Origin of the sequence: Lacticaseibacillus hegangensis (assembly GCF_003946465.1) — a bacterium.
Lineage (GTDB): Bacteria > Bacillota > Bacilli > Lactobacillales > Lactobacillaceae > Lacticaseibacillus > Lacticaseibacillus hegangensis.
The window spans coordinates 1-24,634 of the sequence record NZ_RHOL01000039.1 but is presented as its reverse complement, the minus strand read 5'-3'; the positions used below and the strand labels follow the sequence as shown (position 1 = coordinate 24,634).

The following is a 24,634-nucleotide window of genomic DNA, read 5'->3' as shown; positions in this document are numbered from 1 at the left end:
TCGCAACGCTCCAAACGTTGCTTTCAGACCGGCCAGATGCGATTTCATGTCCCAAATACCGAGGTGAATAATCCAGGTTGAAGAAAGTGTGCAGGGCCTCAAGGTTGGCTTGATGGGGCCGCTGGCCGGCTTGGGTGATTCGTTCTTTACCGGCACCTGGCGTGTCATCACGACCGGGATTGCTTTGGGACTAGCCACTCAGGGCAACGTCCTGGGACCGATTCTCTTCCTGCTTTTGTTCCACCTGCCGTACTACTTCGTTCGTTACTACGGCGGCGTCCTAGGTTACAAGGTTGGGGCGAACTACATTTCTGAAGCCCAAGAAAGTGGGCTCCTCACCTCTATCACTAAAGGTTGCTCCATGCTGGGACTGATCATGATCGGTGCCATGAGTTTCCTCAACGTGCCCCTAAAGTTCACGGTCAACACCAAGTTTGGCGGCGTGCCATTCAAACTGCAGGATACCCTGGATGGGATTCTCAAGGGAATCGTGCCCCTGCTTATCATCTGGCTGATGATTTGGCTGCTCCGGAAAAAGAAAGTCTCCACAACCGCACTGCTGATTGGGGTCATCGTGATCTCAGCGGTGCTCGGCGGCTTAGGAATCATGATTTAGAGGCTAAATGCACATGATCATCGAAGGAAGTTATTTTGCGCCTGCACTCTCTCGTCATCAGGATTATGTCGCGGTGCTACCCAAACAGTTGTCACCCGAAACACACATCATGTTCCTACTGCACGGCGTGAATGCCAACGAAAAGGCATGGCTCGTGAACACGCCCCTGCCAGACCTCGCCAATCAGCACAATCTCGCGTTCTTTTGCCCCGCTGGTGAAAACAGTTTTTACACGGACCACATGGACGGCGAGGACTACGGTGTGGCAATCGGCGAGCAGTTCTACCAAGCTATGAAGGCCACGTTTAACCTGCGCTTCACTTACGCCAACACGGCCATCGCAGGCTACTCAATGGGCGGCTATGGCGCGGTCAAGCTGGGACTGCAATTTCCTTACTACAGCCAGATTGGCGGCTTCTCACCGGCGTTCATCTTCTATAAGCGCCACCGCGACGATCCCGTCTTCAAGCACGTCTTCGTCAAGGGCCTTGAGGGCAGCGAGAACGATGCCGTCTATCTGTTTCAGCAGCGTCAAACCGCCGGCGGCCCGGTGCCAGAGATGCATCTGTACTGCGGCGACGCTGACCCGCTCGATGCGCACACACGGGCGTTTAAACAGGCGGTTGATGCGATTACCCCTGGAACGGTGACTTATAAGCAGCAGCAAGGGTTTCATGACTTCTCGCTGTGGCGGCCAGCGCTGGTGGATTTCATTCAAACCATCTGGCGCTAACTGGAAAGAATCGCGGTGTTGAAGACTGCGATTCTTTTCGCGTTCCAAGAAAAATGACGGCTCGATCCGGTTATGCCAGACGTTCCCCTGCAGATTCGTCTTTGAACGATGGCATAAGACAATGCAAACATTATGCCGCATCTTCCTGCTTAGGGTTAAGTGGCGTATTTGTTTGCTATTTTTTGGCTGGCTGAAAGTATCCCCCTTCAGGCTGTCCTGCACACCATCGTGTCCATTTCGAATCAAAAGGGCTTCAACGTCTTTCAATCCCATGATATAATGAAGACAGCAAAAAGGGACGCCAGGCAAGACGTCCCCCCTGCAGAATCGTTTTGAACGATGGCATAAGACAATGCAAACATTACGCCGCATTCCCCTGCTCAAGGTTCAGCGGCGTATTTGTTTGCTATTTTTTTCGGCCGCGGCCGAATTCTTTCATCAGCAATCGCCATGCGATAACTAACACCGTGATCACTTGGATCAACGCTATCAGCTCGCTGATGAAAGTAATGATCCACGTCATGACGTCGATCAAAAGCAAACTCGTACCTCCTTTCTACTTGAAATCAAGGTTATGAACCTTAAGCTCATAAGCCTCACCTTCTTTCGAACGCAAGATACCACCGCTCTAAACGCTTCTGCTCCAGACATTATACCGGGCAGCAGTGCCCACTGCCTAGCCGTTCGGGCGCAGTCTAATCAAACTATCCTGAAAGCATCATCACCGCGCCAGAATCGCTTTTTTCCCCTAAAGACACCTGCTATAATCGGCGGCGCCACGCACTCCGTGGCAAAAACTGGTCGGGCTCATGTCGGCCTGCTTTGGGGGAATTGCATTGATTAGGGACTTGATCCTGGAAATCGCCTTTCTGGTCACACTGATCTTTATCTACATTATCCTGTTGATCCTCACGGGCTACGCGCTGATTGCGTTTCTGTTCACCGGTGACTGGCACACTTTTCTCGGCCGCAGCCTGATTGTTTGGGGGCTCTCGCTGGGTGTTGAAGCCTTCCAAAAAGCGGCACTGCCAGACGAGCTTTGACGACGCCACCACGCAAAAATGCCCTGCTCACCACGCGCGTGAGCAGGGCATTGCTATATCCAGGCCTACTGCGGCTTGACGTCGCTCAGATTTTCGCCATTGGTTTGGATGACGTGCTGGTACCAGTAGAAGGAATCCTTGCGGCTGCGGGCCAGCGTGCCTTCGCCTGCGTCATTTTTGTCGACGTAGATGAAACCGTAACGCTTGTCCATCTGGCCGGTGCCCGCGGAAACCAGGTCGATGCAGCCCCATGGCATGTAGCCGAGCAGGTCGACGCCGTCCTCGTTGACGGCCTTTTCCATTTCGGCGATGTGGGCGCGCAGGTAGTCGATGCGGTACGGGTCGTGAATGCGGCCGTCCGCTTCGACCTGGTCGACCGCACCCAGGCCGTTTTCAACAATCATCAGCGGCTTTTCGTAGCGTTCGTAAAGCCAGTTCAGGCTCCAGCGCAGGCCCTGCGGATCGATGGTCCAGCCCCATTCCGTCGTCTTCAGGTGCGGGTTCGGCACGATTTCCTTGTCGCCGACAAAATCGTAAGCCGGGTTGTCCGGCTGGTGCGCCACAGTGCTGGACGAATAATAGGAAAAGCCGACGTAATCGACCGTGCCGGCCGCCAGTGCCGCGCGGTCCGCGTCAGTGATGTCCGGCCGGTAGCCGGTCCGCTTAAAGTAAGCTTCCATGAAGGCCGGGTAGTGGCCGCGGACATGCACGTCGCTCCACCAGGTGCGCTTTTGCATCGCCTTTTCCGCCATAAACAGGTCTTCGGGCTTGCTGGAGGCCGGGAACATCGGCGTGAAGTTGATCATGCAGCCGATCTGGTTGGCCGGGTCGATCTCGTGGCCGGCCTTGACAGCGAGCGCCGACGCCACCAGCTCGTAGTGGGAAGCCTGGAACATCGCACTGGCGCGGTCCTCATCGGTGCTGCCCTTGGGGAACAGCAGCCCAGAGTTGGTGGCCATCGAGAACTCACGGTTGTAGTCACACTGGTTATCGATTTCGTTAAACGTCATCCAGTACTTGACCACGCCCTTATAGCGCTTGAAGCAAACAGTCGCGAACCGCACGAAGAAGTCGATCAGCCGGCGGTCGCGCCAGCCGCCGTATGTGTTGACCAGGTGCAGCGGCATTTCAAAATGACTCAGCGTGATGACGGGCTCGATGCCGTACTTGTGGCACTCGGCAAACACGTCGTCGTAAAACTTCAGCCCGGCCTCGTTGGGCTCTGTCTCGTCGCCGTTGGGAAAGATCCGCGTCCAGGCGATCGACGTGCGAAACGCCTTGAAGCCCATTTCCGCAAACAGCTTAATGTCTTCCTTGTAGTGGTGATAAAAGTCGATGGCCTCGTGGTTCGGGTAGTTCAGCCCTGGCTGCACACCATCCGGGGTGATCGTCCGTTCCACCCCGTTGGCGCCGGCGGTCATCACATCGGCGATCGACACCCCCTTGCCGCCTTCTTGCCAGCCGCCTTCGAGCTGGTGCGCCGCGACCGCGCCGCCCCACAGAAATCCATCAGGTAATTTTGCCATGAGTTAATTCCTCCCTTTTACCTGATTAGCGTAACCCACTCGGGAAAAATGGTAAACCGCTTTCGCCAAAAAGCCGCGGCACCAAAAAGGCCGCTTTCACCTTTAGGTAGAAGCGGTCTGAAAACCTCTTACTGCACCACCGGGGCGGCACTTTGCAGCCCCTGCTGGCGCTCTTCCTTGATCTTGTCGTCCGTGTAATACTGGGCCTGCGCGTTGAACAGCTGGCGGTACAGCCCGGCCTGCTTCATGAGCGACTCATGATCGCCATCCTGCACGATCTGACCCTGATCAAACACCACGATGCGCTGCGAAAAGCGGGTCGAGCTCATGCGGTGCGAGATGTAGATAGCGGTTTTGTCGCCCACCAACGCGTCAAAGCGCTGATAAATTTCGTACTCGGAAATGGGATCCAAGGCGGCGGTCGGTTCATCCAGGATCATGATCGGCGCATCCTTATACCAGGCCCGCGCAATGGCGATTTTCTGCGCTTCTCCGCCGGAAATGTCGATACCGTCATCGAACAGGCTCTTGGTGATCGGCGTGGCCAGGCCCTTTGGCATGGCCTTGACCCGGGCCGTAATGTCGGCCACGTCCAGCGCCTGCCAGACGCGGGCCGCGTCCACGTGCGTCGAGGCGGCGACGTTTTCCCCAATCGAGTAAGCAAACAGCCGGAAGTCTTGGAACACGACGCCGAGCAGGCTCTGGTATTCGGCTAGATCGTATTTTTGAATGTCGATGTCGTTGAGCGTGATCTCGCCTTCAGTCGGCGTGAACAGTCGGCACAGCAGCTTGACCAGCGTCGTTTTGCCCGAGCCGTTCTTGCCGACGATCGCAAGGCGCTCGCCGATGTGCAGGGTCAAATTGATGTGGTGCAGTGCCCACTCGTCGCTGTCCGGATACTTGAACGAGACATCGTGAAACGCGATGGCAAAGTCGTTGTCCGTGCGTTTTTCCACTGGCAGCGTGCCGCCAGTGTGCGAGGTTGGCATTTTCAAAAGCGTCACGTAGTACTGCAGGTAATTGACCTCGTTCACCGCGTAGCCGAGCTCGCCGATGAAGCCGTCAAACGCGAGCATGAACTGCTGCAGGTAACCCACCGCAATCAGCACGGTGCCGATGGCCAGGCCGCCGGCGTAGGCCTGGAGCCCCACCAGGACGAACAGGCCCCCGACCGCCAGCTGGATCACCGCACTGGGCACCGCCGTCGCGCCGAACATCCCCATCATGCCGTGCCAAGTCGCCTGATTGCCCGCATCCAAGGCCTTCTCCTCGGCGCGGGACATCATGCCGTCCGCATCGTAAAGCCGGGTCAGCTCGCCATTTTTAAAATTCTCGGCAAAATCGTTGTAGTACTGCCACGAGACGTTGTGCGCGACGATTTTCTGGATCATCTCGCGCTGCTTCACGCTCCCGCGCCGCATGCCCCAGACGCTGAGCAGCAGCGGCAGCGCCAGCACGGCCAAAATGACGACGAGGTACCACGGCGAATTAAACAGCCAGGCAAATTTGCTTTCAGCGACATGCCCGCGCAGCAGCGTGACCAGGATGCCAATGGCGAACCCGGCGGCGATCAGCATGTTAAAGGCTTGGTAAAACCCGCTTTGCACCAGCGCACCCAGATCACCGGAGAAACTGGCGCCGCGGCGGGCCGTGTCGTAGGCGGCGCGCAGGTCTTTGGACTCGAAGTCCTGATAATCCAGCCGCACCAGCTTCTCGGCCGTCAGCGCCTCCAGCCGCTGGCCCAGCAGTTGGTGATGATCGGCCTGGAGCTTCTCCACCACCCGCTGCAGCACCGTCAGCCCCAGCCGCACCGCCAAAAAGGCGAGGAGCAGCGCCACAATTTGCGCAGGGCGGGCGCGGCGCTGCAGCATGATCAGCAGCACCCCCAGAAACCCGGTGTTCAGATACGGCAGGATCCCGATCAGCAGCACGTAGCAGAACTGCACCGGCAGCATCCCTGCGTCGACTTGGTGGATCAGCCACACGATCCCGCGCAGCTTAGCCCAAAACGACTTGTCCTGATCCATCCTGCTTCACCTCCTTTTGGTAGTACTTGCTCTGGATCGCGTACATCTCGGCGTAGCGGCCGTGCGCGTTCAGCAGTTCCTCATGCGTCCCCTGCTCGGCAATCCGGCCGTCTGCCAGAAAAATGATCTGGTCGCAGAACCGCGTTGACGCCAGGCGGTGCGAGATAAACAGCGAGGTCTTGCCGGTCGTCAGCGTCGCGTACATCTGATAAACCGCACTTTCGGCAATGGCATCCAGCGCCGCCGTGGGTTCGTCCAGGATCAACACCGGCGCGTCTTTGTGCAGTGCCCGCGCCAACATCAGCTTTTGCGCCTGCCCACCGGACAGGTCCGCGCCGTCATCGTGCAGGTTCCGCGTCAGCTGCGTGTGCACGCCTTGCTTCAGGTCAGCCACAGTCTGCGTCAGATCGGCCTGCTTCAGTGCGGCTTGGACCCGCCGCGCATCCGGTTCCGCCGTCATCGCCACATTCTGCGCGACGTCCGCGGCGATCAGCGTCGATTCCTGGAACACCGGTGCGAACAACGCGTACCGCGTTTGCGGCGGCAGCGTGGCCGCATCGATCCCGTTGATTCGGATCGTGCCGCTGGTCGGGTCAAGCAAGCCCATCATTAACTTGCTCAGGGTACTTTTGCCGGCGCCATTAACACCCACTAATGCCAGGCGTTCACCGCCGGCCAGCGTGAAGCTGACGTCCCGCAGTGTCGGGTTTTCTGCCTCCGGATAGAGGTAGCTCACATGCTCGAATTGAATCGTCACCGGCCGCTTGGCCAACTGGCTTGCATCTGCGGCCGCCAGCGGTTGGGTGGGCGCTGGGGTCTGGTGATCAGTGAACGCCCGCAGTTCCTGCAGGTCCAGGCTGGCTTTTTGCAATTGATGCCAGTCCATCAACAATCCGTTGGTCAAGGCGACGAACTGGTTGGTTACGCCAAAGAGCAGCGTGAACTGGGCAATGGAAAGCGTCTGCGCCGCCGCGGCCAGTACCAGCATAGTGTAAGCCGCGCCATCACGGACGAACCCGGCCACGTCCCCGATCAGCTCCGCCACCGCCGTCCGCGTCGAATCGGCGCGCTGCCAGTGCATGCGCGCCTGAAGCAGCGCCTCATAGTGGCTTTGGTACCAGTCCCCAATATGGTAAAGCCGCATATCTTTGCCGTTTTCCAACGCGTAGGCGGTGCGGCCCAAGTAGCTGGTCTGCCGCCGCTGGGTGGCCCAGTTGGCCTTGTTGGTCTCGTACCACTGCCGGTAGCTTTGCAGCCCCCAGTAGCCGATGACGGCGGCCACCAGGACCAGGACAAACAGCCAAGGGGTGAACGCGGATAAAGTTGCCGTGAAAATCAGCAGCGTCACCCCGTCGGCCAAGAGGCCTTTAGTGCTGCGAAAAATGGCCTCGGCCCCGGCCAGCGTCCACGACAACGCGTTGCTAAACGACTGGTGAAACTGCTCCTGAACGTGCGGCGTCTGCAGCTGCTGGTACGGCATCTGATAGGTCAGCTGGTGCAGCGCCACGGCCAGTTTAGCGCGCAAGTTCGACCCCCAGGCATCCGCGTAAAACTTGAGAAAGGTGCTCGCCGCCCCTGCGGCTGCCAGCGCCACCGCCATGCCCAGCGCGACTTCAACAAAGTAGCTGAAGTGCGCGCGACTGGCGAGCAGCCCCACCAGCCAAGCCGGCACGATCACGCCGATCACCCCGGTCAATGCCGTCACCACGACGGTCCCGAGAATATCCCACTTGAGGCCGGGAAAATACCGTTGCACCTGCCTAAAGTACCAGCGCAGGTTGTTGACCAGTGAATACTGCGGCTTTTTCTTCGCCATGACGCCATCTCCATTCTTACTGCCTTCACTGTACAAAAAAAGTGGCCGCCGCGGGTCACTTTTTCGTTAATGGTCTGAATTCTCGCGCGAATGGTCATGGCTGAGCGGGAGCGCGATCTCGGTCACAAACACCTCATCTTCGTACTGGCGGTTGATCATCCCGCCGTACTTGGCCACCAGCTTGTTGATGCGGCGAATGCCCAGGCCACGCTTGTCATTCTTGGTCGAGGCATAGTGGAGGTCGATCTGCTGGTCGGCGGGCCGCGTGTTGGTGATCGAAATGTACAGCTGCTGCTTCAAGATCGCGATGTAAACCCGCAGCCGCCGCTTCTCCCCCGCGGGCTGGGCTTCGATGGCCTCCAGCGCATTGTCCATCAGGTTGCCGACGATGACGACCAGGTCAAGATCCTGAATCAACGGTGTCGCGCCGACGAACGCCTTGACGTTGGTCGGAATGTTTTCCCGCTCCGCCAGCGTCAGCTTCGCATTCAAAATCGCGTCCAGCATCGGGTTGCCCGAGTGCACCAAGGTGTCGACTGTATCCAGCTTGTCTTCCAGATCGTCCAGGTAGGTCCGAGCCGCCGCGGTGTCCTGGCTGTCGAGATAGGCCTTTAGCGCCTGCAAGTGGTCGTGGTAATCGTGGCGCCACCCGCGCATCCCCTCGTACAAGCCTTGCACCTCGCCGCTATACTGGGCCATCATCTGGTCCAGACCCTTGGCAAACACCGCGTCCTGCTGCGCGAAAAACTGCCGCACCAAGACGCTGAAACCGGTGGCGGCCAGCAGGGTTGCGGCGGCCACCACCACCTGGGCCCAGCCGGTCGTGAGGACCAAGGCCCCGGCAGCGCACAGCACAAACCCCAGCGCGATCAACCGCAGCCCCCAATGGTTCTGGGTCCGCCACAAACCTATGATGGCGGCCAAAATCACGCCAAAGGCAAGACTCGCTGCGCCGACCCAAATGGTCCCGGCCGCAGCCAAACAGAACAGCCCGGCCAAGACAACCGCGTTTTCTTTTTCACCCTTGCGCCACTGAAAGGCCGCGCTGACGGCCGCAAACAGAATGCCGGCGAGCCAGGCCAGGTGCCCCCAAGCGAGGGCGAAGGCCCCGGCGGCTAGGCCGAGCCCGGTGATGCTTTCCCGCCTCGCCGACCCGCCCAGGATCAGTCCCAAGCTGCCGCCGGCCAGCGCGGCGATTATCCCCTCAGTCATCATCAGCCAGCCTCCGATAGTGCGCAAAAAAGGCTTCGCGCGTGCGCTTGCGTTCTTGGCGGGCAATTGGGTAGTGGGTGCCGTCTGCCATTTCCACCTCGCTCGTCGTGACGCGGCGCACAAAGTTCAAATTCACCAGGATCGACCGGTAGATGCGAATAAAGCCGTCCTGTTCGAGGCTCAAGTAGTCTTTCAACTGACCGGCCGCAACCAGCGTTTGGTCTTGCAGGTGAAACGCCAGCGCGTGATCGGCCACTTCGATCGCGGTCAGCTCGTATAACGGAATGCGCTGCGCTCCTGCCGCCGTGGTCACCAGCAGCTGCTTGGCCGGCTTTTGGGCGCGGACTTTTGCAATAATGGTGGCCACTTTGGCGGCGGTCAGCGGCTTCATGATGTAGGCCAGCGCGTTAACATCATAGCCTTCAAACACGTATTCATCGTAGTTGGACACGAAGGCCAGCGGCACTGTTGAATCCACCTTGCGCACGGCTTTGGCTAACGTCATGCCATCGGCGCCGGGCAGCTTAATGTCCAAAACCAGCACATCTGCGGCCACTTGGGCAAACTCAAACGCCTCTGCGGACGCAAACGGCAGCACGTGAATGGGATCGGCTGTCGTCGAGGCAGCTTCAAACAGCTGCTCTGTGCGTGCTCTGGTTTGTTCGTCATCTTCAATTAACGCCACCTGCATGAACCCGCCTCCCCCTTAATTGGTACTGATTATAGCATAGGGTAGCGAGCCGGAATGGCAGTACAGCATTCCCAGATGCTCCGGAATCCTCGTCAGCCACACGATTGTGCTAGATTCTTGATCAAAACAGGTGACACCTAAATCCTGGCCATGCTATGATGAAAACACAAAAACGGGCCTCACAAATGAGACCTGCGCAGAGCCGGTGTTAACGGCCGGTGTTACTTTAAAGCGTAAAGACCGTCAGACTTCGCGAAAAGTCTACTGACGGTCTTTTTTGTCGCCACACGATTCGATTAGATGACCTAGTGGCCGATTGTCACGCAGAAAACTGTTGCAACTAGATTGTTAAGCGCGTATATTTATGGCCAAGATCCTAATGATACTATCATCGTAATTTAAGAACCGTGCTAATTAGTGTTTTTCACTCTTAGGGTGAGTGAGACCCAGAGTCTCACCGAGAGATGGAGATGATCAAATGAGCGAGTCACAACGTTATCAGCGCCTCGCGCGCCTGCTGAAACACGGCGCATGGCTCTACGCCGTTTCGTATCTGATCGTGATGGGACTATTCCTCAAGTTCCATCTGTACAAGTTGCCTTACTCGACGAAAGCATCCTACCTCGAGAAGCATAAGGTCGCTAAGTATGGCCTAACACGGTTGCACGGCAACCTGGCGAGCATCAATGCCTGGTGGCTGGTCCTTTTTCTCGCAGCTGGATTCATCCTCGGCTTGCTGATTTTCTATGCCGGGCGGCAGATTCATCAGCCGGGCTTCCCCGGCATCATCCTGGCCGTCGGGGCATTGATGCCACTGCTGCCGCCGTACAGCGAAAACGTCCTGGCGCGAATTATGATTGCCACCGGCTTTATTCTTTTTGGGGCAGGACTGCAGTGGTTTATCAACAAAACCCTGATCACCGGACCTTCACCCTACAAGAGCAGTAAACCGTTCTTCCCTGAGCATCAGATGTAAAACAAAAGCCGTGCAGCGCCCGATTTGAAGGCCCGCACAGTTTTTCGTTAGCTCAAAAACCCAATCACACAAGCAGGACTGCGCGACCAGTGCGATCGTTTCACGACAGAAAACTCACGACGCGTCAAGCGGGTGATCTGCGACCAAGCGCGACTGCAAGGTGATTCGCCACACGTGCTCAAAGAACCAGGCAATCAGTGCGGCCTGCCAGCCCGCGTTGAAAAGTGTGTCGGCCAGCCCGTTGGCCCAGAAATTCGCCCGGCCAAACACTCGGTACTGGGTTACTGACAGGACCGTATAAACAATGATCGCCGCAATGATCCCGCACCACCAGCTCCAGCGGTGCACCCGCTTTTTAACGTTCGGCAGCGTTGCGTCCGGAACCCGCTCGCTGAGATCGCCCACCCGGCTTGCGCGAAGAAACCAAACCAGCGAAAGCGCATAAAGGCCGAGCCACAAAATAAAGTCGGTGTCCGCATGCAGCAGCCGCAGCGGAATGACAAACGGCGAAACGCAAAACGCAATCAAAATACCCAGGGGGATAAGCATCGCTGGCCACCCTAACACACTGTCTGCATGTGCCAGCGCGTCGCCTTGCAGCACAGGCAAGCCGAAAATAAACCGATATCCCCATTTTTTCACTGGGCATCCTCCTCTAAAATCAATCACGGCACCTGATGAGCCGCTTTATTCCCTGCGCCGCGCCAGCGCCCCAGTCGCAATCACCAGAATCGTCGCGCCTTGGATCAAAAATAACGCGATGCCTTGATCGCCCACGATCAACGTCCAAATGGCCAAAAAGATAAGCAGCGCATCGAGCACAACTAAGGTCCAAACAAGCCAAGAGTAGGTGCTAAGAGTTTTCATCGCTGTCGCCCTTTCTCGGTGCGTTGCGACCGTTGTCTATCAGAACCCTCATCCGTTACGAAACCACAATTAGAACACCCCGTTAACAAGCCTTTGACAATCCGCCCTTATCATATATAGGCGTGCGCCCTAGCGCTTCTTTTTAAACCGGTTCCTGACCGCAATCAGCAGGAACGTCAGAACTGTGATCCCAACCGCATTCAGCAGCCCGACCCAAATGCCGTACCGCGAACCAAACCAAAGCCAACTAGGCACCACGACCAACCCCGTGATCAGGCCAAGCTGGATCAGCCTTCGTTTGAGCTTCAGCATGCGCATTTCAACGCCCTCCTTCACCTAGCAGCGTACGTGACTGATGACATCACCATACCCTCTTTGCCGGGTTTTGGAAGCAAAACGACTTGGCGCCGAACCTTTAGACACACACTGGCTCATGTGATTATCTTAAATGTATCTCCTTGGACAGTGAGATTGGCACCACTAAACTTATGGCCGAAAACTTAAGTGGATTCTGGTGTCCCGCTGCCGCTCAAACCAACCAAGCCCAACACTTTCGATCTTGTAGCGCCACTTATGATGGCAGTGGCAAATCAGACCGTTCATTGACAGCTAAAATATTCCAACACTATTTTCCAGTTTAAAGGTTTCCGTATTCGTTCTAAAACTCACATTGTCAACAGACTGTCCATGACGCCCACCTAACGTCTGAACAGAAGTAAACGTGCCATAGCAACTCCTCAGCGGAAAAAGCGTTGGACCAACAAATAGGGCCACTATCACTGCACAAAGCAATCCGACAATCGTGAGAAATCGGGTGCTGTCATAATGCATTGCGTTCATCATGCGCCACTTGGGTAGTGCGCTCAGAATATAATATTTGAATCAAACAGAGAAAGGCGATCAGTCTGACTTAGCAAACTTTCATCACCTCGCGCCAAAGCCCTGTGACTAGCTGCGGCGGGTCTTCTTAGCATCGAGTTCGCCCCGCTTGTGAGCCGCCATTGCCGTAGATCGATCTGCCAGGTAAATGAAGGCAAAACCACCGACCAGATACAAGATCGGATACACCGGACTGCCGCCATGGTGAATGGCGCTGACCAGCGTGTAGCCGCCCATCGTGCACAGCAGGATGCCCGTGATCACCAGCAGCCAGTACAGCAGCCGCAACTGTTTAAACATCTCGCGCCAAGAATCGGCCTGTGCTCGTTCGCAATCATATGGTGGGCGGGAAAACGGTTGACGAGGTTCGTTCATTAGACTTGGCCTCCTTAAACGTTGAAAACCATTACAGCATTTAGTTAATGCCATTATATGCTCAGTAGACGCGGATGGGAACTTATTTGTGCAGCGACGGCCAGTTTGGCTAAGACTTCGGAAAGCTGCGCTAGTGGGCAAGAAAATGGGTTGTTACTGGGAAAAATTTGACCAGACTCTTATCCGCTTTTCACGGGATTTCAACGCAAACCGCTCTTTTCTTCGGTACGCTAATGTCGCGACACCAAATCTCTTAGGAAGGAATGATTGCATGACTAAATTCAGTCAATCACTCTGGCTCCAGATTGTTCTGATCACCGGTTGCCTCGCCGTACTCTTTGGCATGTATCTGCAATGGTCCGGGCAGGCCTTGATTGGGAACAGTTTCCTGACATTCGGACTGCTCACTTGGCCGATCGACTACCTGGACAGCTACCGACACCGCCCAGCGGTGCTTGCAGCCGTCCTCGCGGCAATCGGCCTGATGATCATCGGCGCGTGGAGTCCTCAACCAGTCTCAACGGTCTGCTCGTTCATCGCGACCACACTGTTTCTCGCCGTTTTGTTCGTTCGCGTACGGGAACACAGGGCAAAGAAGCAGGCGCAGAACTAGTGACATCGTCTCAGTACAATTGGCAAATGACGGAATAATGACAGCAAAAAGGACGCCTTGCGCGGCGCCCCTGCAGAACCGTATTCGCAACAGTGGTTTATACCTCGAAGCTAATTAGCCGCGAAGTTTTGACCAAAACGTTGACGCGGCGATTAGTTTACCTTCATTTTCGGCGTGGGCCGAAAGCTAAAAAGCCTCTGCCGACAAATTTGTCGACAGAGGCTTCATTCGTTTAACGTTAGTCTTCAGTATCCATCAGGTACTTGGACGCAAACGCGGCCAGGACCGCACCAACTTCTGGCGCCACGATGTAGAGCCAAAGGTGGGACAGCGCGGAACCGCCAGCAAAGATTGCCGGGCCGATCGACCGGGCCGGGTTCAAGGACGCGCCGGTCAGGTTGACAGAGAAGATGATGAGCAGCATCAGCGTGACCCCAATGGCGAGGCCCGCAAAGTTCCCTGCGCCGTGGTCATTCGAGGTGACGTTCAGGATGACGACTAAGAACAGGAAGGTCGCCAGGGCTTCAACGAAGAACGCCGCGCCAACTGACAGCTTCGGAAAGTCGGTTTGCGCCATTTGGTTGCCCGGCAGCTTCAGTGCATCAACGACGACGCGGACGCAGGCGGAAGCCGCGATGGCACCGACAATTTGGGACACGATGTAGACCAGGCCCTCGCCGATCGAGGTACGCCCGTTGACCATGAACGCCGTGGTGACGGCCGGATTGAAGTGGCCGCCAGTGACGTTGCCGAACGCGTATGCGGAAATGGTGATCGCCAACCCAAAGCCGATCGCAATGGTCAGCGCGTCGCCCTTAGCGAACAATACGGCCCCGCTGCCAAGAAAGACCAGCAGGAAGGTCCCCATGAATTCAGAACAGATAGCTTTCAATGCAATTCCTCCAAAAAGTCGACTCGGGCAAAAACAATCTTCATCGGTGCGCTCAGGGTCGAGGTATTTTGTAACGATTACATTATAGCATATCGATGCCCAGAAACAGGCATTTAGCCTCTGTTTAATGGTGGCAAATTGAATCCCGCCCGATTGAACGAACGCCGCCAATCGCCTTCCAAAAAAGCCGACTAGCGCAGAAATCTTCCTGCGCCAACCGGCTGTTCGTTATTTACTTTGCTTCTTGACCGTTTTGAGCACCCGCAGCGCCCGCTTACGAGTCTTGATGTTCGGGCTGCGCATTTGGCGCCGCGCGGTGGCAGCATCGACTTTTTTCATGAGAACCTCCTGATTACCAGCTGGCCTTGCGCACACCGGGGATCTGACCTTTGTGGGCAAGGTCCCGGAAGTTCAAACGGGACAGGCCAAACTTACGCATGTACGCGTGCGGCCGACCATCCAGCGTGTCGCGGTTGTGCAAACGCACGGCACTGGAGTCCTTGGGCAGCTTCGCCAAGCCGGCGTAATCACCCTTCGCCTTCAGTTCCTTGCGGCGGGCAGCGTACTTCGCCACGAGCAGTTCCTGACGCTTTGCTTTTTCAATTTTTGATTTCTTAGCCAAACTAGACGCTCCTTCTTATTTTTAGTTAGTGAATCGACTCAATTACTTTACTGCTTCTGCTGGATTTTATCAAGCGCGCGGTACTGCGCCGTCATCCAGCTGATATAGGTCTTGCCGCTGGGCATGGTTTCGGTGACGTTGAGGACCGGCACGCCGGACCGTTTGGCCAGCGCGACCATGTTGGTGACGGTCGGACTTTTGACCTGCGTATTCTGAACGAAGAACTTGATCTTCTTGCCCTTGATGGCCGCCTGCAAGTCGCGGATGTCCTTGGGGCTGGGATCGGTGCCATCCTCGTTCGCCTTGGAAAAATGCTCATCCACGACTTTGTAGCCGAGGTAGTGCAGCGCGTTGTTAAACACCGGCTCACTGACGGCGACGGCTTCGCCATGGGCCTTCGCCCGCGTCTGGTCGATCAGATCCGTCAGCGGCGTCAGCTTCTTGATGTAGGCCTGCGCATTGGCCTCGTAGGCGCGCCTGTGCGCCGGGTCAAGCTTGCCGTACTGCTTGGCCAGCGCATTGGCCATCTTGATCATCATCTTGGGTTTGTACCAGATGTGCTCGTTCTCACCGTTGGCCACCCCGACGACCTTGGCCGCGGAAACGACCTTCGCATCGGTGTTGTTGGCATCAACCAGCCGCGTCATCCAGCCGTCGTAACCGGCGCCGTTTGCCACGATGACATCGGCCTTGGCGACGCTTTTGGCCACGTCAGTCGTCGGATCGTAGTCGTGCGGGTCGACGTCCGGATTATCGATCACCGAGGTCACCGTCCCGTGATTGCCGACGACGGCCTTCGCCACTTCGCCGTAAAAATTGACCGACGCAACCACGGTCAGCTTCTTTCTGCCGCTCGGCGTGGCACTGTGCCCGCTTGAACAGGCGGCCAGGCCAACGCCCATGGCGATGACCGCCAGCGCGGTGAGCCAATGCTTGAGTTTCATCAAATCAATTCCTCCACCAGCTTATTAGCTAATCGTAATCGCTACGATTTACATATAATAGTCTACCGAAACTCCGGATGCCTGTCAATCAGTCTGTCGAAAAAACGCTGATAGACCGGCGTTCATTACGATTTAGCCAGTGCTTAATTGTAACCGCCGGCAACGCATCAAAATGAGCAGCTCGCCAAAGCGACTCCTTTCACAAAACTGACACACGAAAAAACGTCTCATTCGTCCGTTATGAATGAGACGCCAGAGCCATTAACCAGGTTGTGGAAAGCGCTGTGTGATTCACGCCTTGAACGAAGAATTCCCCACCAGCTGATCAATCACACTGCGAGCCGGCACAAATTTTAGGTGCGCCGGCCGGCTAGCCGCCCACTGTTCGGCGGTATACAGTCCCGTCCGCTGCTGCAAGGCCGCGGCATCCAGACCCTGCGCATCGGCCCACGCCCACAACCTGCTGGCGCGATCCTGCATGGCCCGATTGATCGTCACACTTAACGCCGTCTCCCAAATCTGAAGCAACATGATGCCGAACAGAAATGGCAAGTGCCCGGACAGGATGACGAACACCACACCACCCAGTATGAGCAACTCAAACAGCATTTGGGCCTGCTGAAACCATTTCACGTTGAACCCGCGGGTGGTGAGCGTCACGTTTCGCCGGCTCGGCAGGCAGCAGATCACCGCCTCGATCAGAATCAGCGCAACCGTTGCCCAGTTGATCGCCACCATCGCCTGATCACCGACGGCAGCCGGCGTCAAGCGCGAAAAGACAATCAATAAATTCATAATCAAGGAGAGCCAGCCTGGGACCCCCGCATCACGGAAGCGCCGCATGCCCAGTGTCAACCCCGGCAAGAGGGTCACCGCAAAAGCAACAAAAGCCAGCAACAGAAAAGTGATGAGTGCAGCCACTTGGCCACCGTGCATGGCACCGGTGTTCCCACTTTTCAGCGCCGCCAGTGAGCCAAACATGGCAAACACCAGCGCACCGCCGACAATCGCCAGCACCAGCAGCGCCACGAGTTGCCACCACCAAAACTCTTTGCGTGAGCTGCGGCCCGAAAAGTTTCCAGTGTTCGCAAAAAAGGCCTTGATCGCGCGCAGCCCGCTGGCCCCGTAGTAGGAATTACCCATGCATATGGCCTCCGTTAACCCCGTAACCAACATCTCAGCACGCCGATTATCGCACGATTAGCAGGCGCTGTCATCAAAAACGTTTCAGGACACGCAAAGGGCACCATCTCTTGCGAAATGGTGTCCCCTGCCACCGTGGTTGCCCCGGTGGCTTTTTATTGCAGGGTTGCCCCTGCCTGCTATCCCAACCACTGTCACCAGGGCTGGTCGCTTTATTAAGTTAGGAAAGTGATAGCAGCATCCCTCACGCGTCCTGTAAGGACCCCATGCTCTTCACATGGTCTTCATCGCCAAACCGATCGGAAGGCTCAACGTGCCTGGCGGCCCCAAGGAACAGGTCGGATCGCCAGGAAGTTTCCGGGTGAATCTGACGAAGCGGTACCTGCCTCGCCCTCCCATCATCCAAAGATAGTATCGCACACAATGAAACCGCTGTCAATAATTTAATTGTCAATGTTTTGCAAATTTTTTCGGTAATATATTCACGAACTTTTCCTGGCTTTGCCCTGTCCTGCTCACCATATCAGGAGCCGATGCCGTTTCCCTAACTAAAGTTGATTTGTTAAAAATATTCAAGCAGATTATTTTGCTTTTACTGGGACCGGGATTACACTGAGCAAAAATAAGGCTAAGGATGTGGGGACCATGGTGAATAAAGGGTTCTACCTACAAGTTGAAGGCTGGGTCATGAACGGGCATAGCCGCTATGTGATCGATCCCGCGGGAGAAGTGATATCACTGCCATTGCTCACCATCTATGCTGACCAATTTTGGGACATTCGCGGTCATTCACTACCGCTGCCCAGTCAGCCAATCGAGATTGAATTTACCGAGCAGCTAGCTAAGCAAAAAAATGTCTGGACGCTCGGCGAACGCGTCAGGCTAACGGGCCAAGCGGTCGCGATTCATGTCATCCGGATTCGCCAGAAAAAAGCGGTTCAGGCCGTTCGGCAGCGCATCGCGACGCTCGACCGCAACACCCTCGCGCATTTTCGCACCGGCATGCTAACGCGCGAGGATCAGTTGGCGCGCATCGCCAAGTTTGGCGATCAATACCTCAAAGGAGAAATCGGGCTGAACGCCTTGCAAAATCATGAGAATCGCATTCTCTCCCACGCGCGCCACGTGTGGCTCGTGCAGTTGGCCATTTTGCATGACAAGCAACTCACGATGCGCCGCCGCGCGCTGCCGAGTCTGCTCGCAAATAGCCACACCGCTTACTTACTCACCGCCCCGACCGAAATCCATCACATCGTCTCCGGGCGAGCACGCACCGAATGGGCCAAGGGCAGGGGCCGCTCACAAAACGGCGGCAAGCAGACCATGTTCAGAGCGCTGCCGCTGGCCCCAGCAGTTGAGAAAAAGATGCTGAAGCGCCCTTCTCGCCGCGCCGAACTTCTGCTGCCGCTGCACCGCTTTCGTCAGGAATGGCTGAAGGCAGGGCGACCGGTGGCCCGCTTGCCGCCAGTCCCGCAGTCGCTGACCGTCAAGCAACAGGAATGGCTTACTTACGAGGAGGCCAAATCGTCAACCACCTCTGACTAAAGTCAGAGGCTTGTAAGCGCGTCACCTAACGGCGGTGCGACCACAATTTGCTTAGATACAGCGATTGCCCGCAAGCGGGTCTTACGTGCTAATTACCAAAGCCTTTAGAGTCCGCAGGTTGCCAGACGGACTTGGCGCTTTAGCGCCTTAGTTCCGTCGGACACCGAAGGGCCAGACGGACTGTTTGGTTATTTGACGGCTAATCCTCTAGCCAGAATGTTTTTCGCAGCGTTATGGTCGCGAATGTGGAAGGCCCCACAATGCGGGCACGTCCATTTTCGGTCGGCCAACGTGAGCTTCTGGTCGCCAGTCATTACGAAACCGCAGGCGCTACACGTCTGCGTGGTGTTTCGCGGGTTGACCGTCACAAACGAGCGACCGTACAAACCGGCTTTATATACCAGCATACCCAAGAACGTTCGCCAGCCAACATCGGCAATGCTCATTGCCAGTGCGTGATTGCGCAACATATTCTTGCTTCTCAACTCTTCTGCTACGACTATATCGTGGTTCTTGATTAGTGTCGTAGAGACAAGGTGGAGAAAAGCATTGCGGCGGTTTGCCACATTGCATTGTAGGTTGGCGACAAGCACTCGCTGCTTCTGATAGTTCTTAGCATCACGTAGTGCGCGGTGTTCTTTCTTGGCCCGCAGTCGGCGGCGTGCTAACTTGCGTTGGGCTTTTGCCAGCCGGCCTTTGATTGACCGGTAGTAGCGTGGATTAGTAACGACGTTGCCAGTCGAGTCAGTCAGAAAGTTATCGGTATTCAAATCAATGCCTACCGCCGATTGAGCGGGCTTTGTGGCTTGCACGAACGGTGTGTCGGAGCCTAGCTGCATGGACAAGAAATACCGCCCAGTGGCGTCACGACGGATGGTGATGGTGCCAACACGGATAGCGTCAGCGTAATCGAACAGCCGCTTTTGCGAACCAGAGACACGAATTTTACCGAGGCCGCTGAGGACGACGTGTTTTTTATTGAGGAAACGATTGGACCCGCACATCAGTCCCAGTGCGGTTTTAGTATAACGAGTTGGCAATCGATAGCTGCCGTCGTCACGCTTACGATGAAAGACTGGCACTCCTGAACGATGCACCTGCCGGAACAGCCGCCATGCACTCTGATAAGCCCGGCGGGCTTGGTCAATCACATCAGTCCCGACGCCAGTACCAGCTAACCAAGGGTGGATAGCAAACAGCAGTTGAGTATTGTTCTTACGCCGTTGTAAGTAAGCGATGCGATCTTGAACGATGGTAATGGGAATTTTGATCTGCTGGAGCGAGTACAGTTCCTTATCGATGGCGACCATTTCGTTGTAAGCAAAGCGGCTGGCATTAATGTTGTTGTCGATTAAGCGCTTTTGTTCAGACGATGGGAAGAGACGCATTTTCAGCCCATAGTGATAATTCAACTCTGCCATTTTCTTAGCCACTTATTTTCACCTCCTCGCGTCCATACTATACTACGCATGGTATAATACTGGCAACGAAAGATGAATTAATAAAGGGGGATTACAATAATACTTATGGTAGAGAATAATGCTATTCATGAACGCGGCTATGTCTATAATTTCCACTATCATTTAGTTTGGGTGACCAAGTATCGGCAGGAGGTTTTTACGACGCCAACACTTGTCGCAGAAATGCTTGAGATTCTGATCACGACCGCCCGTGACAACGAAATTACCATTGACCAAGCGGAGGTTATGTCAGACTACGTGCATCTACTGTTAAGCTTTAAGCCAAAGTATGCTCCGGCTAATGTGGTCAAGATTCTAAAAGGCGCATCGGCACGCACTTGGTTTGTCGCCCACCCAGAGACCAAAAAGCGCCTGTGGAACGGGCACCTATGGTCGCCCAGCTATTACATGGGCACACTTGGCGATATGTCGAAAGAAACTGTCACTAACTATATTCAAAATCAGAGAACAGAAAGGGGAAAGGCGGGACGCCCAAGCAAAAAGGCTAACTAACGTTAGCCAGTGCAGGCTTACCCCCCTGACTAAAGTCAGGGGTTTCTCGCCCAAAACATGTAAATGAAGACGTATTTCTTTGAAGGGTTGGTGGCGGATGGTCAATCGGCCGCCGTACTGACCCAGGATGGCCGCTACGGCACGATAGACCTGGTCCACTTCACCGTGACGGCCGCTGACCTCGATGATGATAATCCGTCTGAGGCGAGACTCGAGCGGGCGGCGCGCCTTGCTGATCCGCCGACTCGCAATCAGTTTTATTTTCCTTTTGGGCGCGAATTAGCCCAGTCCACGGCCCGCATCGGTGAGAAAATCAGCCTCATCGGCTCTCCACAGTCCATGGTCATGCTGACCTCGGCGAACCGGGACCGCGCGACCGCGACCATGAAGAAGATGCTGGCTTTAATGGACTGGTGGCGCGACCCAGACAGCTCAATGCGCCCCGCCCCCGGTGTGCTTCACATTAGCCAGGGCTTGGACACCCGGTTCACTGCGGGACAACTGACCTTCGCGTCCTACCAGGCGCAGTGGCGCGAGATCACGGCGGTCAAAGGCAAGGTGCCGCGCGAAGTGGGCCACTACCTCAGGGAGCAAAAGCAGCTTTGGGGTGACTTCATCAAGCAGATGCGCGCCGATCCCAACAATCAGGCCTACTACCTGATCATCCTCGACCCTGGCGCCGACATGCAGGTCCTGAAGGCGATCCCGGGCAACGAATTTTTGGTTGATGATCCAGAGCTATACGGTAATCCGGAAAAACGTCACGAACAGTTCAAGCGGTGGCTCACGCTTGGCCAGTAGGCTCGCAGGCCACCCAGTTTAATCGCTGCTAAAGTCAAATATCCCACTGCGATTCATTGATTTCCCCCTTGCTAACCAAATCGCAGTGGGATTCTTTTTATGTTTTTTTGTCCTCCAACTTTGTAAAGTGGTGAAGAAGCGAGCCCTGTATGAATATTGACAACATGTTATATTGAGATTAGATTAGCCTCAGTGTAAGAGCTTCCGTAGGCTCTAACAGGAACGCAGCTAGCTTTCCCCACTGCCGTTTCGTATCTTATTGGAAGAAGGCAAAGCATCTATGACAATTAAGATTCCAACTGAGAAAATCGATTCTCATCAGTCTTTAGCTGATCGGCTGCGGTTTAGTGTACTACCGACCAATTTGAAGTTTGATTCCCAGCAGTACCCTGATTCTTGGAAAATGGTGCGACCTAAGGACCTCTACTATCGAACAGTAAAACCTGTCGCGACCAATTTCTCTAATACTGGGGTATCAATTTCCGATTCGAAGCTAGAGTCGGTGAGCCTTCCTTACTCACAAATAAGGGAAGTTCAACTGTGCGCTGATGCCGCCAAGATGACACTCGGTGTTGGCTTCACCGGAGACTACGCATTCAACTACTTCAACGCGGTCATTGTCATCATGCAGACGAACAATGTGCCATACTTCTTAACGTTGCCCACCTTCAAATTTGTGCCGTCGTTTATCGACTTTCTGAAGGCGCACCAAGTTGCCGTTAGTGATCCGATGGGAATCGCAGACCACCTGACCGACATTGACGACTACCTGAAGGAACAAGCATCGGCCAAATCGTAGATCACTAAACAAACTGGATTCCTGACGCCATGACAATAAAGCGGTCTCCCCACATGGGCCAGACCTCCAAAGAAAAAACGATTCTCTAACACCAGTTGTTTAACATGCAACGGCCGAGGATTGTCCTTCATCGCACCACGTGTTAAAGTTGCGTTGGCTCTAGTTGGAGCACGTAGGAAAGGTCCTAATATTATGCATATTGGGGTTATATTATTTGGTGTTATCCTAATCATCATTGGCCTTCTTGAATTTGTTGAAGTCAAAAGAACGGTTCGCAGAATCCAAACGGAAGGCGGTAAGGACACTTCGTCTTTTATTGGCTATGCCCTTTGGTCTGCAGTCGTCGTGGCCATATTCCTCGTCATTACCGGTGTCACGGTAATCGTCCTATTCCATTAGCTCACAACCTCAATCGTGTCGGGGCTATAACCATTTTGGTGTGGAATTTTGGTGCTGGTACTGATACCGCCAGAGATTCTTGATTCCTTTCTGGATTTTTTGAACGTGAGTCGCAAACACGCGTCCTGAGCTGAAACTAAACCTCAGGGCGCGTGCCTTTTTTATCGGACTGTCACTTAGGGGCATTTTTCGCTCAAAGTGACCGTCCGTTTTTTTAATTTTCTGTCATTTATAGTTGACACCAGCAAAATCAGGAAGTACATTATACGTGACATAAAGTCAATTATAAATGACAGGAGGCGAGTCCTTGAATCGAGTGCGGCAGTACCGCCAGCTGCAAGGCCTTTCGCAGTTGGCGTTGGCGCAACAAATAGATGTGGCGCGCCAAACCATTAATCTCATCGAAAACAACAAATACAACCCGTCACTGGACCTGTGCTTGAAACTCGCCTGGGCCCTCAAAACGGACTTGAACACCCTGTTCTGGGAGGAGGAATCCAAATGAAAAAATCGTGGATGGACCGTTTCGTGATTTACTGCTGGGGCATCACTCAGCCGTATGATGAACACGCACGTGCAGAAGTCGGCCACATTTCAACCGTTGCGTTGCTTCTGCTGATCATCTCAGAGTTCCTGGTGCTGATGATTCAGGCCATCTTTAACATTGGTTGGCTGAACGTCGTCGCGCTGGTCATCCTTCTGATTGCCATGGTTTGGGTGAGTGTTGCAATCAGGAAGGCCGGGCTCACAGCGATTGAAACGACCCAGGCAAACCTGCCACACACCCTCCACCAGATAAAGCGAGACGCCGTCAAGTACGGGATCAGCTTCGGTTTAATCGTTGCTAGCATGATGGTTCTCATCGACGCGACCGAAGGGGATTCGGTGAAATGGGTGTTCGCCCTAGCAATGGGCGGAGTGGGTGGCATCTTTTTCGGCCTGGGAACCTATCAAAACGAAAAGAAGCAGATGCGCGTCTTACCAGACGATGACTAAAAAAAACTAAAAGCCAAACGGGTCAACCCGGTTAGACAAGCAACTTGTCTAGCTGAGCTGACCCGTTTTGATTACGCGCTGTTCTGCATCACTGCAGCCCCAATCAGAACTGCGCGTACAAGAAAATCGTATCGGTCGGCGGTGTTTTTTTAAGTGAATTGAGGATCTCGTTAAAGCGGTTGGCCCACTCGGTGAGGCCTAAATCTGAACACTGCTGGACGGCATACTCACAAGTGGCAATGCCGGCGTCGCGCTTGCCGAGTTTGATCTGCAACCAGCCGTTGAAGAAACCAGTGGCGATGACGCGGTTGGCGTTGCGCCGTTCCAAACCATTCATCATTTTCATGACCTGGACGGCGGCGGTCATCTCGGCGCGCGCCATTAGGCTTGTCAAAGCGGCAACCGACAATTGCAGGTCGATTTGCTCAAAACTCGGGCTGTGCTTAAGAAACCGACTGCGCTTGAGCCCAATCCGCAGCAGCTGAACCGTCATCGCCGGCGCCAGTGCCGGGGTAAAGGCAATGAAGAGGTAGCACTCATAGACGCCCCAATTATCCACTTGCTGGAGGTAATGCATGATCGGCGCCTGGATCCGCACCAGGCCGTCGTTATCGATCGGCTTCTGCAGGATCGCGTTCATCGACTGGTAAAACAGCCAAATGAAGTGATTTTTGCGCGTCGGCTTGGCGCGGTACGCGGCTTCAGCAGAGGCAATGTAACTTTGGATCTGTGAGTCGTCTTCGACCTCACTAATGGCCAGATACGGGGCCATGAAGGGCATCATCTTGCGCGCACGGACCAGCGGATAGTCTTCTCTCTCATTCGGAGCCATTGTCGCCTCGCGCATCCCCAGCAGAAACTCTTCAATCGCCACATTCAGCGCATTCAGCAGCGCGGTGAACCGGCTGACGGTGATGTCACTTTGCCCGCGCTCGAAGCGCGAGATAAAGCCTTCCGTCAGCCCAGTATCCGCCGCCAGTTCGGCCAGGGTCACGTTCTTGCTTTGCCGCAGCTCCCGAAAATACGGCCCGTATTTTTGCATGCGCTCAGCTCCTCTTGCATATATGCACCTGGATTATTCATAGAATTTCAAAAAAGCAGCGCAATCCCACGATTCACACGGGACTGCGCTGCTTTGGTGTTTCA

At 55.1% G+C, this 24,634-nt stretch carries 28 protein-coding genes; 11 read left to right on the top strand and 17 right to left on the bottom strand.

Translation table 11 applies throughout. From position 1 onward, the window contains the following. Positions 1-88 precede the first annotated feature (88 nt). Both EKM86_RS10855 and EKM86_RS10850 read left to right on the top strand, forming a co-directional pair. Entirely contained in the window at positions 89-616 is a 528-nt protein-coding gene (locus tag EKM86_RS10855; protein WP_164506254.1) for a PTS system mannose/fructose/sorbose family transporter subunit IID, read from the top strand. A gap of 13 nt (positions 617-629) precedes the next feature. Further along, positions 630-1,349: an alpha/beta hydrolase gene (locus tag EKM86_RS10850; protein WP_164506253.1), complete on the top strand. Its 720-nt coding sequence runs from the start codon at positions 630-632 to the stop codon at positions 1,347-1,349. Positions 1,350-1,755: 406 nt separating this feature from the next. Here the strand turns inward: EKM86_RS10850 and EKM86_RS12600 are convergent, their stop codons facing one another. Beyond that, positions 1,756-1,890: a hypothetical protein gene (locus EKM86_RS12600; RefSeq protein ID WP_263853489.1), complete on the bottom strand. Its 135-nt coding sequence runs from the start codon at positions 1,888-1,890 to the stop codon at positions 1,756-1,758. A gap of 295 nt (positions 1,891-2,185) precedes the next feature. Here EKM86_RS12600 and EKM86_RS10845 point away from each other — a divergent pair, with 295 nt between their 5' ends. Further along, the gene (locus EKM86_RS10845) at positions 2,186-2,392 is read left to right on the top strand and encodes a hypothetical protein (RefSeq protein ID WP_125757894.1); all 207 of its coding nucleotides are present in this window, start codon (positions 2,186-2,188) and stop codon (positions 2,390-2,392) included. A 65-nt stretch (positions 2,393-2,457) separates the two neighbouring features. Here EKM86_RS10845 and EKM86_RS10840 read toward each other — a convergent pair whose 3' ends face one another. The 5 genes from EKM86_RS10840 to EKM86_RS10820 all read right to left on the bottom strand — a co-directional run bounded on the left by EKM86_RS10840 (position 2,458) and on the right by EKM86_RS10820 (position 9,664). Continuing rightward, positions 2,458-3,918, bottom strand: coding sequence for a 6-phospho-beta-glucosidase (locus EKM86_RS10840; RefSeq protein ID WP_125757892.1), 1,461 nt, complete (start codon positions 3,916-3,918; stop codon positions 2,458-2,460). A 128-nt stretch (positions 3,919-4,046) separates the two neighbouring features. Beyond that, the gene (locus EKM86_RS10835) at positions 4,047-5,945 is read right to left on the bottom strand and encodes an ABC transporter ATP-binding protein (protein WP_125757891.1); all 1,899 of its coding nucleotides are present in this window, start codon (positions 5,943-5,945) and stop codon (positions 4,047-4,049) included. Then, positions 5,917-7,761 (bottom strand): ABC transporter ATP-binding protein, encoded by a 1,845-nt coding sequence (locus EKM86_RS10830; RefSeq protein ID WP_125757888.1) that lies wholly within the window; start codon positions 7,759-7,761, stop codon positions 5,917-5,919. Before EKM86_RS10830 ends, EKM86_RS10835 begins: the two co-directional genes overlap by 29 nt. Positions 7,762-7,827: 66 nt before the next feature. After that, entirely contained in the window at positions 7,828-8,760 is a 933-nt protein-coding gene (locus tag EKM86_RS10825; protein ID WP_379909180.1) for a sensor histidine kinase, read from the bottom strand. A gap of 205 nt (positions 8,761-8,965) precedes the next feature. Continuing rightward, on the bottom strand, positions 8,966-9,664 hold the full coding sequence (locus EKM86_RS10820) for a LytR/AlgR family response regulator transcription factor (RefSeq protein WP_125757886.1): 699 nt from the start codon (positions 9,662-9,664) through the stop codon (positions 8,966-8,968). Between the two features lie 478 nt (positions 9,665-10,142). Here EKM86_RS10820 and EKM86_RS10815 point away from each other — a divergent pair, with 478 nt between their 5' ends. Beyond that, positions 10,143-10,640, top strand: coding sequence for a hypothetical protein (locus EKM86_RS10815; RefSeq protein ID WP_125757884.1), 498 nt, complete (start codon positions 10,143-10,145; stop codon positions 10,638-10,640). A 114-nt stretch (positions 10,641-10,754) separates the two neighbouring features. Here the strand turns inward: EKM86_RS10815 and EKM86_RS10810 are convergent, their stop codons facing one another. From EKM86_RS10810 to EKM86_RS10795, 4 genes are all read right to left on the bottom strand, one after another. After that, positions 10,755-11,282: a hypothetical protein gene (locus EKM86_RS10810; protein WP_125757882.1), complete on the bottom strand. Its 528-nt coding sequence runs from the start codon at positions 11,280-11,282 to the stop codon at positions 10,755-10,757. Positions 11,283-11,327: 45 nt separating this feature from the next. Continuing rightward, a complete protein-coding gene (locus EKM86_RS10805) occupies positions 11,328-11,507 on the bottom strand; it encodes a hypothetical protein (protein WP_125757880.1) in 180 nt (59 codons plus the stop codon). Positions 11,508-11,636: 129 nt separating this feature from the next. Beyond that, entirely contained in the window at positions 11,637-11,825 is a 189-nt protein-coding gene (locus EKM86_RS10800) for a hypothetical protein (protein WP_125757878.1), read from the bottom strand. A gap of 630 nt (positions 11,826-12,455) precedes the next feature. Beyond that, positions 12,456-12,686 carry a hypothetical protein gene (locus EKM86_RS10795; RefSeq protein ID WP_125757876.1) on the bottom strand — a complete coding sequence of 77 codons (231 nt, stop codon included), beginning with the start codon at positions 12,684-12,686 and terminating at the stop codon, positions 12,456-12,458. A 346-nt stretch (positions 12,687-13,032) separates the two neighbouring features. On the opposite strand from EKM86_RS10795, the gene EKM86_RS10790 reads away from it, so the two are divergent. Next, a complete protein-coding gene (locus EKM86_RS10790) occupies positions 13,033-13,374 on the top strand; it encodes a hypothetical protein (protein ID WP_125757874.1) in 342 nt (113 codons plus the stop codon). A gap of 238 nt (positions 13,375-13,612) precedes the next feature. Here the strand turns inward: EKM86_RS10790 and EKM86_RS10785 are convergent, their stop codons facing one another. From EKM86_RS10785 to EKM86_RS10770, 5 genes are all read right to left on the bottom strand, one after another. Then, positions 13,613-14,266 carry an MIP/aquaporin family protein gene (locus EKM86_RS10785; RefSeq protein ID WP_125757872.1) on the bottom strand — a complete coding sequence of 218 codons (654 nt, stop codon included), beginning with the start codon at positions 14,264-14,266 and terminating at the stop codon, positions 13,613-13,615. Positions 14,267-14,494: 228 nt separating this feature from the next. Beyond that, positions 14,495-14,605, bottom strand: coding sequence for a putative metal homeostasis protein (locus EKM86_RS12420; RefSeq protein ID WP_164506252.1), 111 nt, complete (start codon positions 14,603-14,605; stop codon positions 14,495-14,497). Positions 14,606-14,618: 13 nt separating this feature from the next. After that, positions 14,619-14,888 (bottom strand): 30S ribosomal protein S14, encoded by a 270-nt coding sequence (gene rpsN / locus EKM86_RS10780; protein ID WP_125757870.1) that lies wholly within the window; start codon positions 14,886-14,888, stop codon positions 14,619-14,621. Positions 14,889-14,935: 47 nt separating this feature from the next. Next, a complete protein-coding gene (locus EKM86_RS10775; RefSeq protein ID WP_125757868.1) occupies positions 14,936-15,832 on the bottom strand; it encodes a metal ABC transporter solute-binding protein, Zn/Mn family in 897 nt (298 codons plus the stop codon). A 291-nt stretch (positions 15,833-16,123) separates the two neighbouring features. Continuing rightward, positions 16,124-16,975: a DUF805 domain-containing protein gene (locus tag EKM86_RS10770; RefSeq protein WP_164506251.1), complete on the bottom strand. Its 852-nt coding sequence runs from the start codon at positions 16,973-16,975 to the stop codon at positions 16,124-16,126. Between the two features lie 645 nt (positions 16,976-17,620). On the opposite strand from EKM86_RS10770, the gene EKM86_RS10765 reads away from it, so the two are divergent. After that, complete coding sequence (locus EKM86_RS10765; protein WP_125757864.1) at positions 17,621-18,520, top strand: hypothetical protein; 900 nt, start codon at positions 17,621-17,623, stop codon at positions 18,518-18,520. A 188-nt stretch (positions 18,521-18,708) separates the two neighbouring features. Here EKM86_RS10765 and EKM86_RS10760 read toward each other — a convergent pair whose 3' ends face one another. Next, a complete protein-coding gene (locus EKM86_RS10760; protein ID WP_125757901.1) occupies positions 18,709-19,941 on the bottom strand; it encodes an RNA-guided endonuclease InsQ/TnpB family protein in 1,233 nt (410 codons plus the stop codon). A 105-nt stretch (positions 19,942-20,046) separates the two neighbouring features. Here EKM86_RS10760 and tnpA point away from each other — a divergent pair, with 105 nt between their 5' ends. The 5 genes from tnpA to EKM86_RS10735 all read left to right on the top strand — a co-directional run bounded on the left by tnpA (position 20,047) and on the right by EKM86_RS10735 (position 23,488). Then, complete coding sequence (gene tnpA, locus EKM86_RS10755) at positions 20,047-20,493, top strand: IS200/IS605 family transposase (protein ID WP_125757862.1); 447 nt, start codon at positions 20,047-20,049, stop codon at positions 20,491-20,493. A 63-nt stretch (positions 20,494-20,556) separates the two neighbouring features. Next, positions 20,557-21,294, top strand: coding sequence for a hypothetical protein (locus EKM86_RS10750; RefSeq protein WP_125757860.1), 738 nt, complete (start codon positions 20,557-20,559; stop codon positions 21,292-21,294). Positions 21,295-21,853: 559 nt separating this feature from the next. Beyond that, a complete protein-coding gene (locus EKM86_RS10745) occupies positions 21,854-22,093 on the top strand; it encodes a hypothetical protein (protein ID WP_125757858.1) in 240 nt (79 codons plus the stop codon). A 706-nt stretch (positions 22,094-22,799) separates the two neighbouring features. Next, on the top strand, positions 22,800-22,997 hold the full coding sequence (locus tag EKM86_RS10740) for a helix-turn-helix transcriptional regulator (RefSeq protein ID WP_125757856.1): 198 nt from the start codon (positions 22,800-22,802) through the stop codon (positions 22,995-22,997). After that, positions 22,994-23,488 carry a DUF3278 domain-containing protein gene (locus EKM86_RS10735; RefSeq protein ID WP_125757854.1) on the top strand — a complete coding sequence of 165 codons (495 nt, stop codon included), beginning with the start codon at positions 22,994-22,996 and terminating at the stop codon, positions 23,486-23,488. The genes EKM86_RS10740 and EKM86_RS10735 overlap by 4 nt, the downstream gene beginning before the upstream one ends. 103 nt (positions 23,489-23,591) lie before the next feature. Here the strand turns inward: EKM86_RS10735 and EKM86_RS10730 are convergent, their stop codons facing one another. Then, complete coding sequence (locus tag EKM86_RS10730) at positions 23,592-24,530, bottom strand: helix-turn-helix domain-containing protein (protein WP_125757852.1); 939 nt, start codon at positions 24,528-24,530, stop codon at positions 23,592-23,594. Between the last annotated feature and the right edge of the window lie 104 nt (positions 24,531-24,634).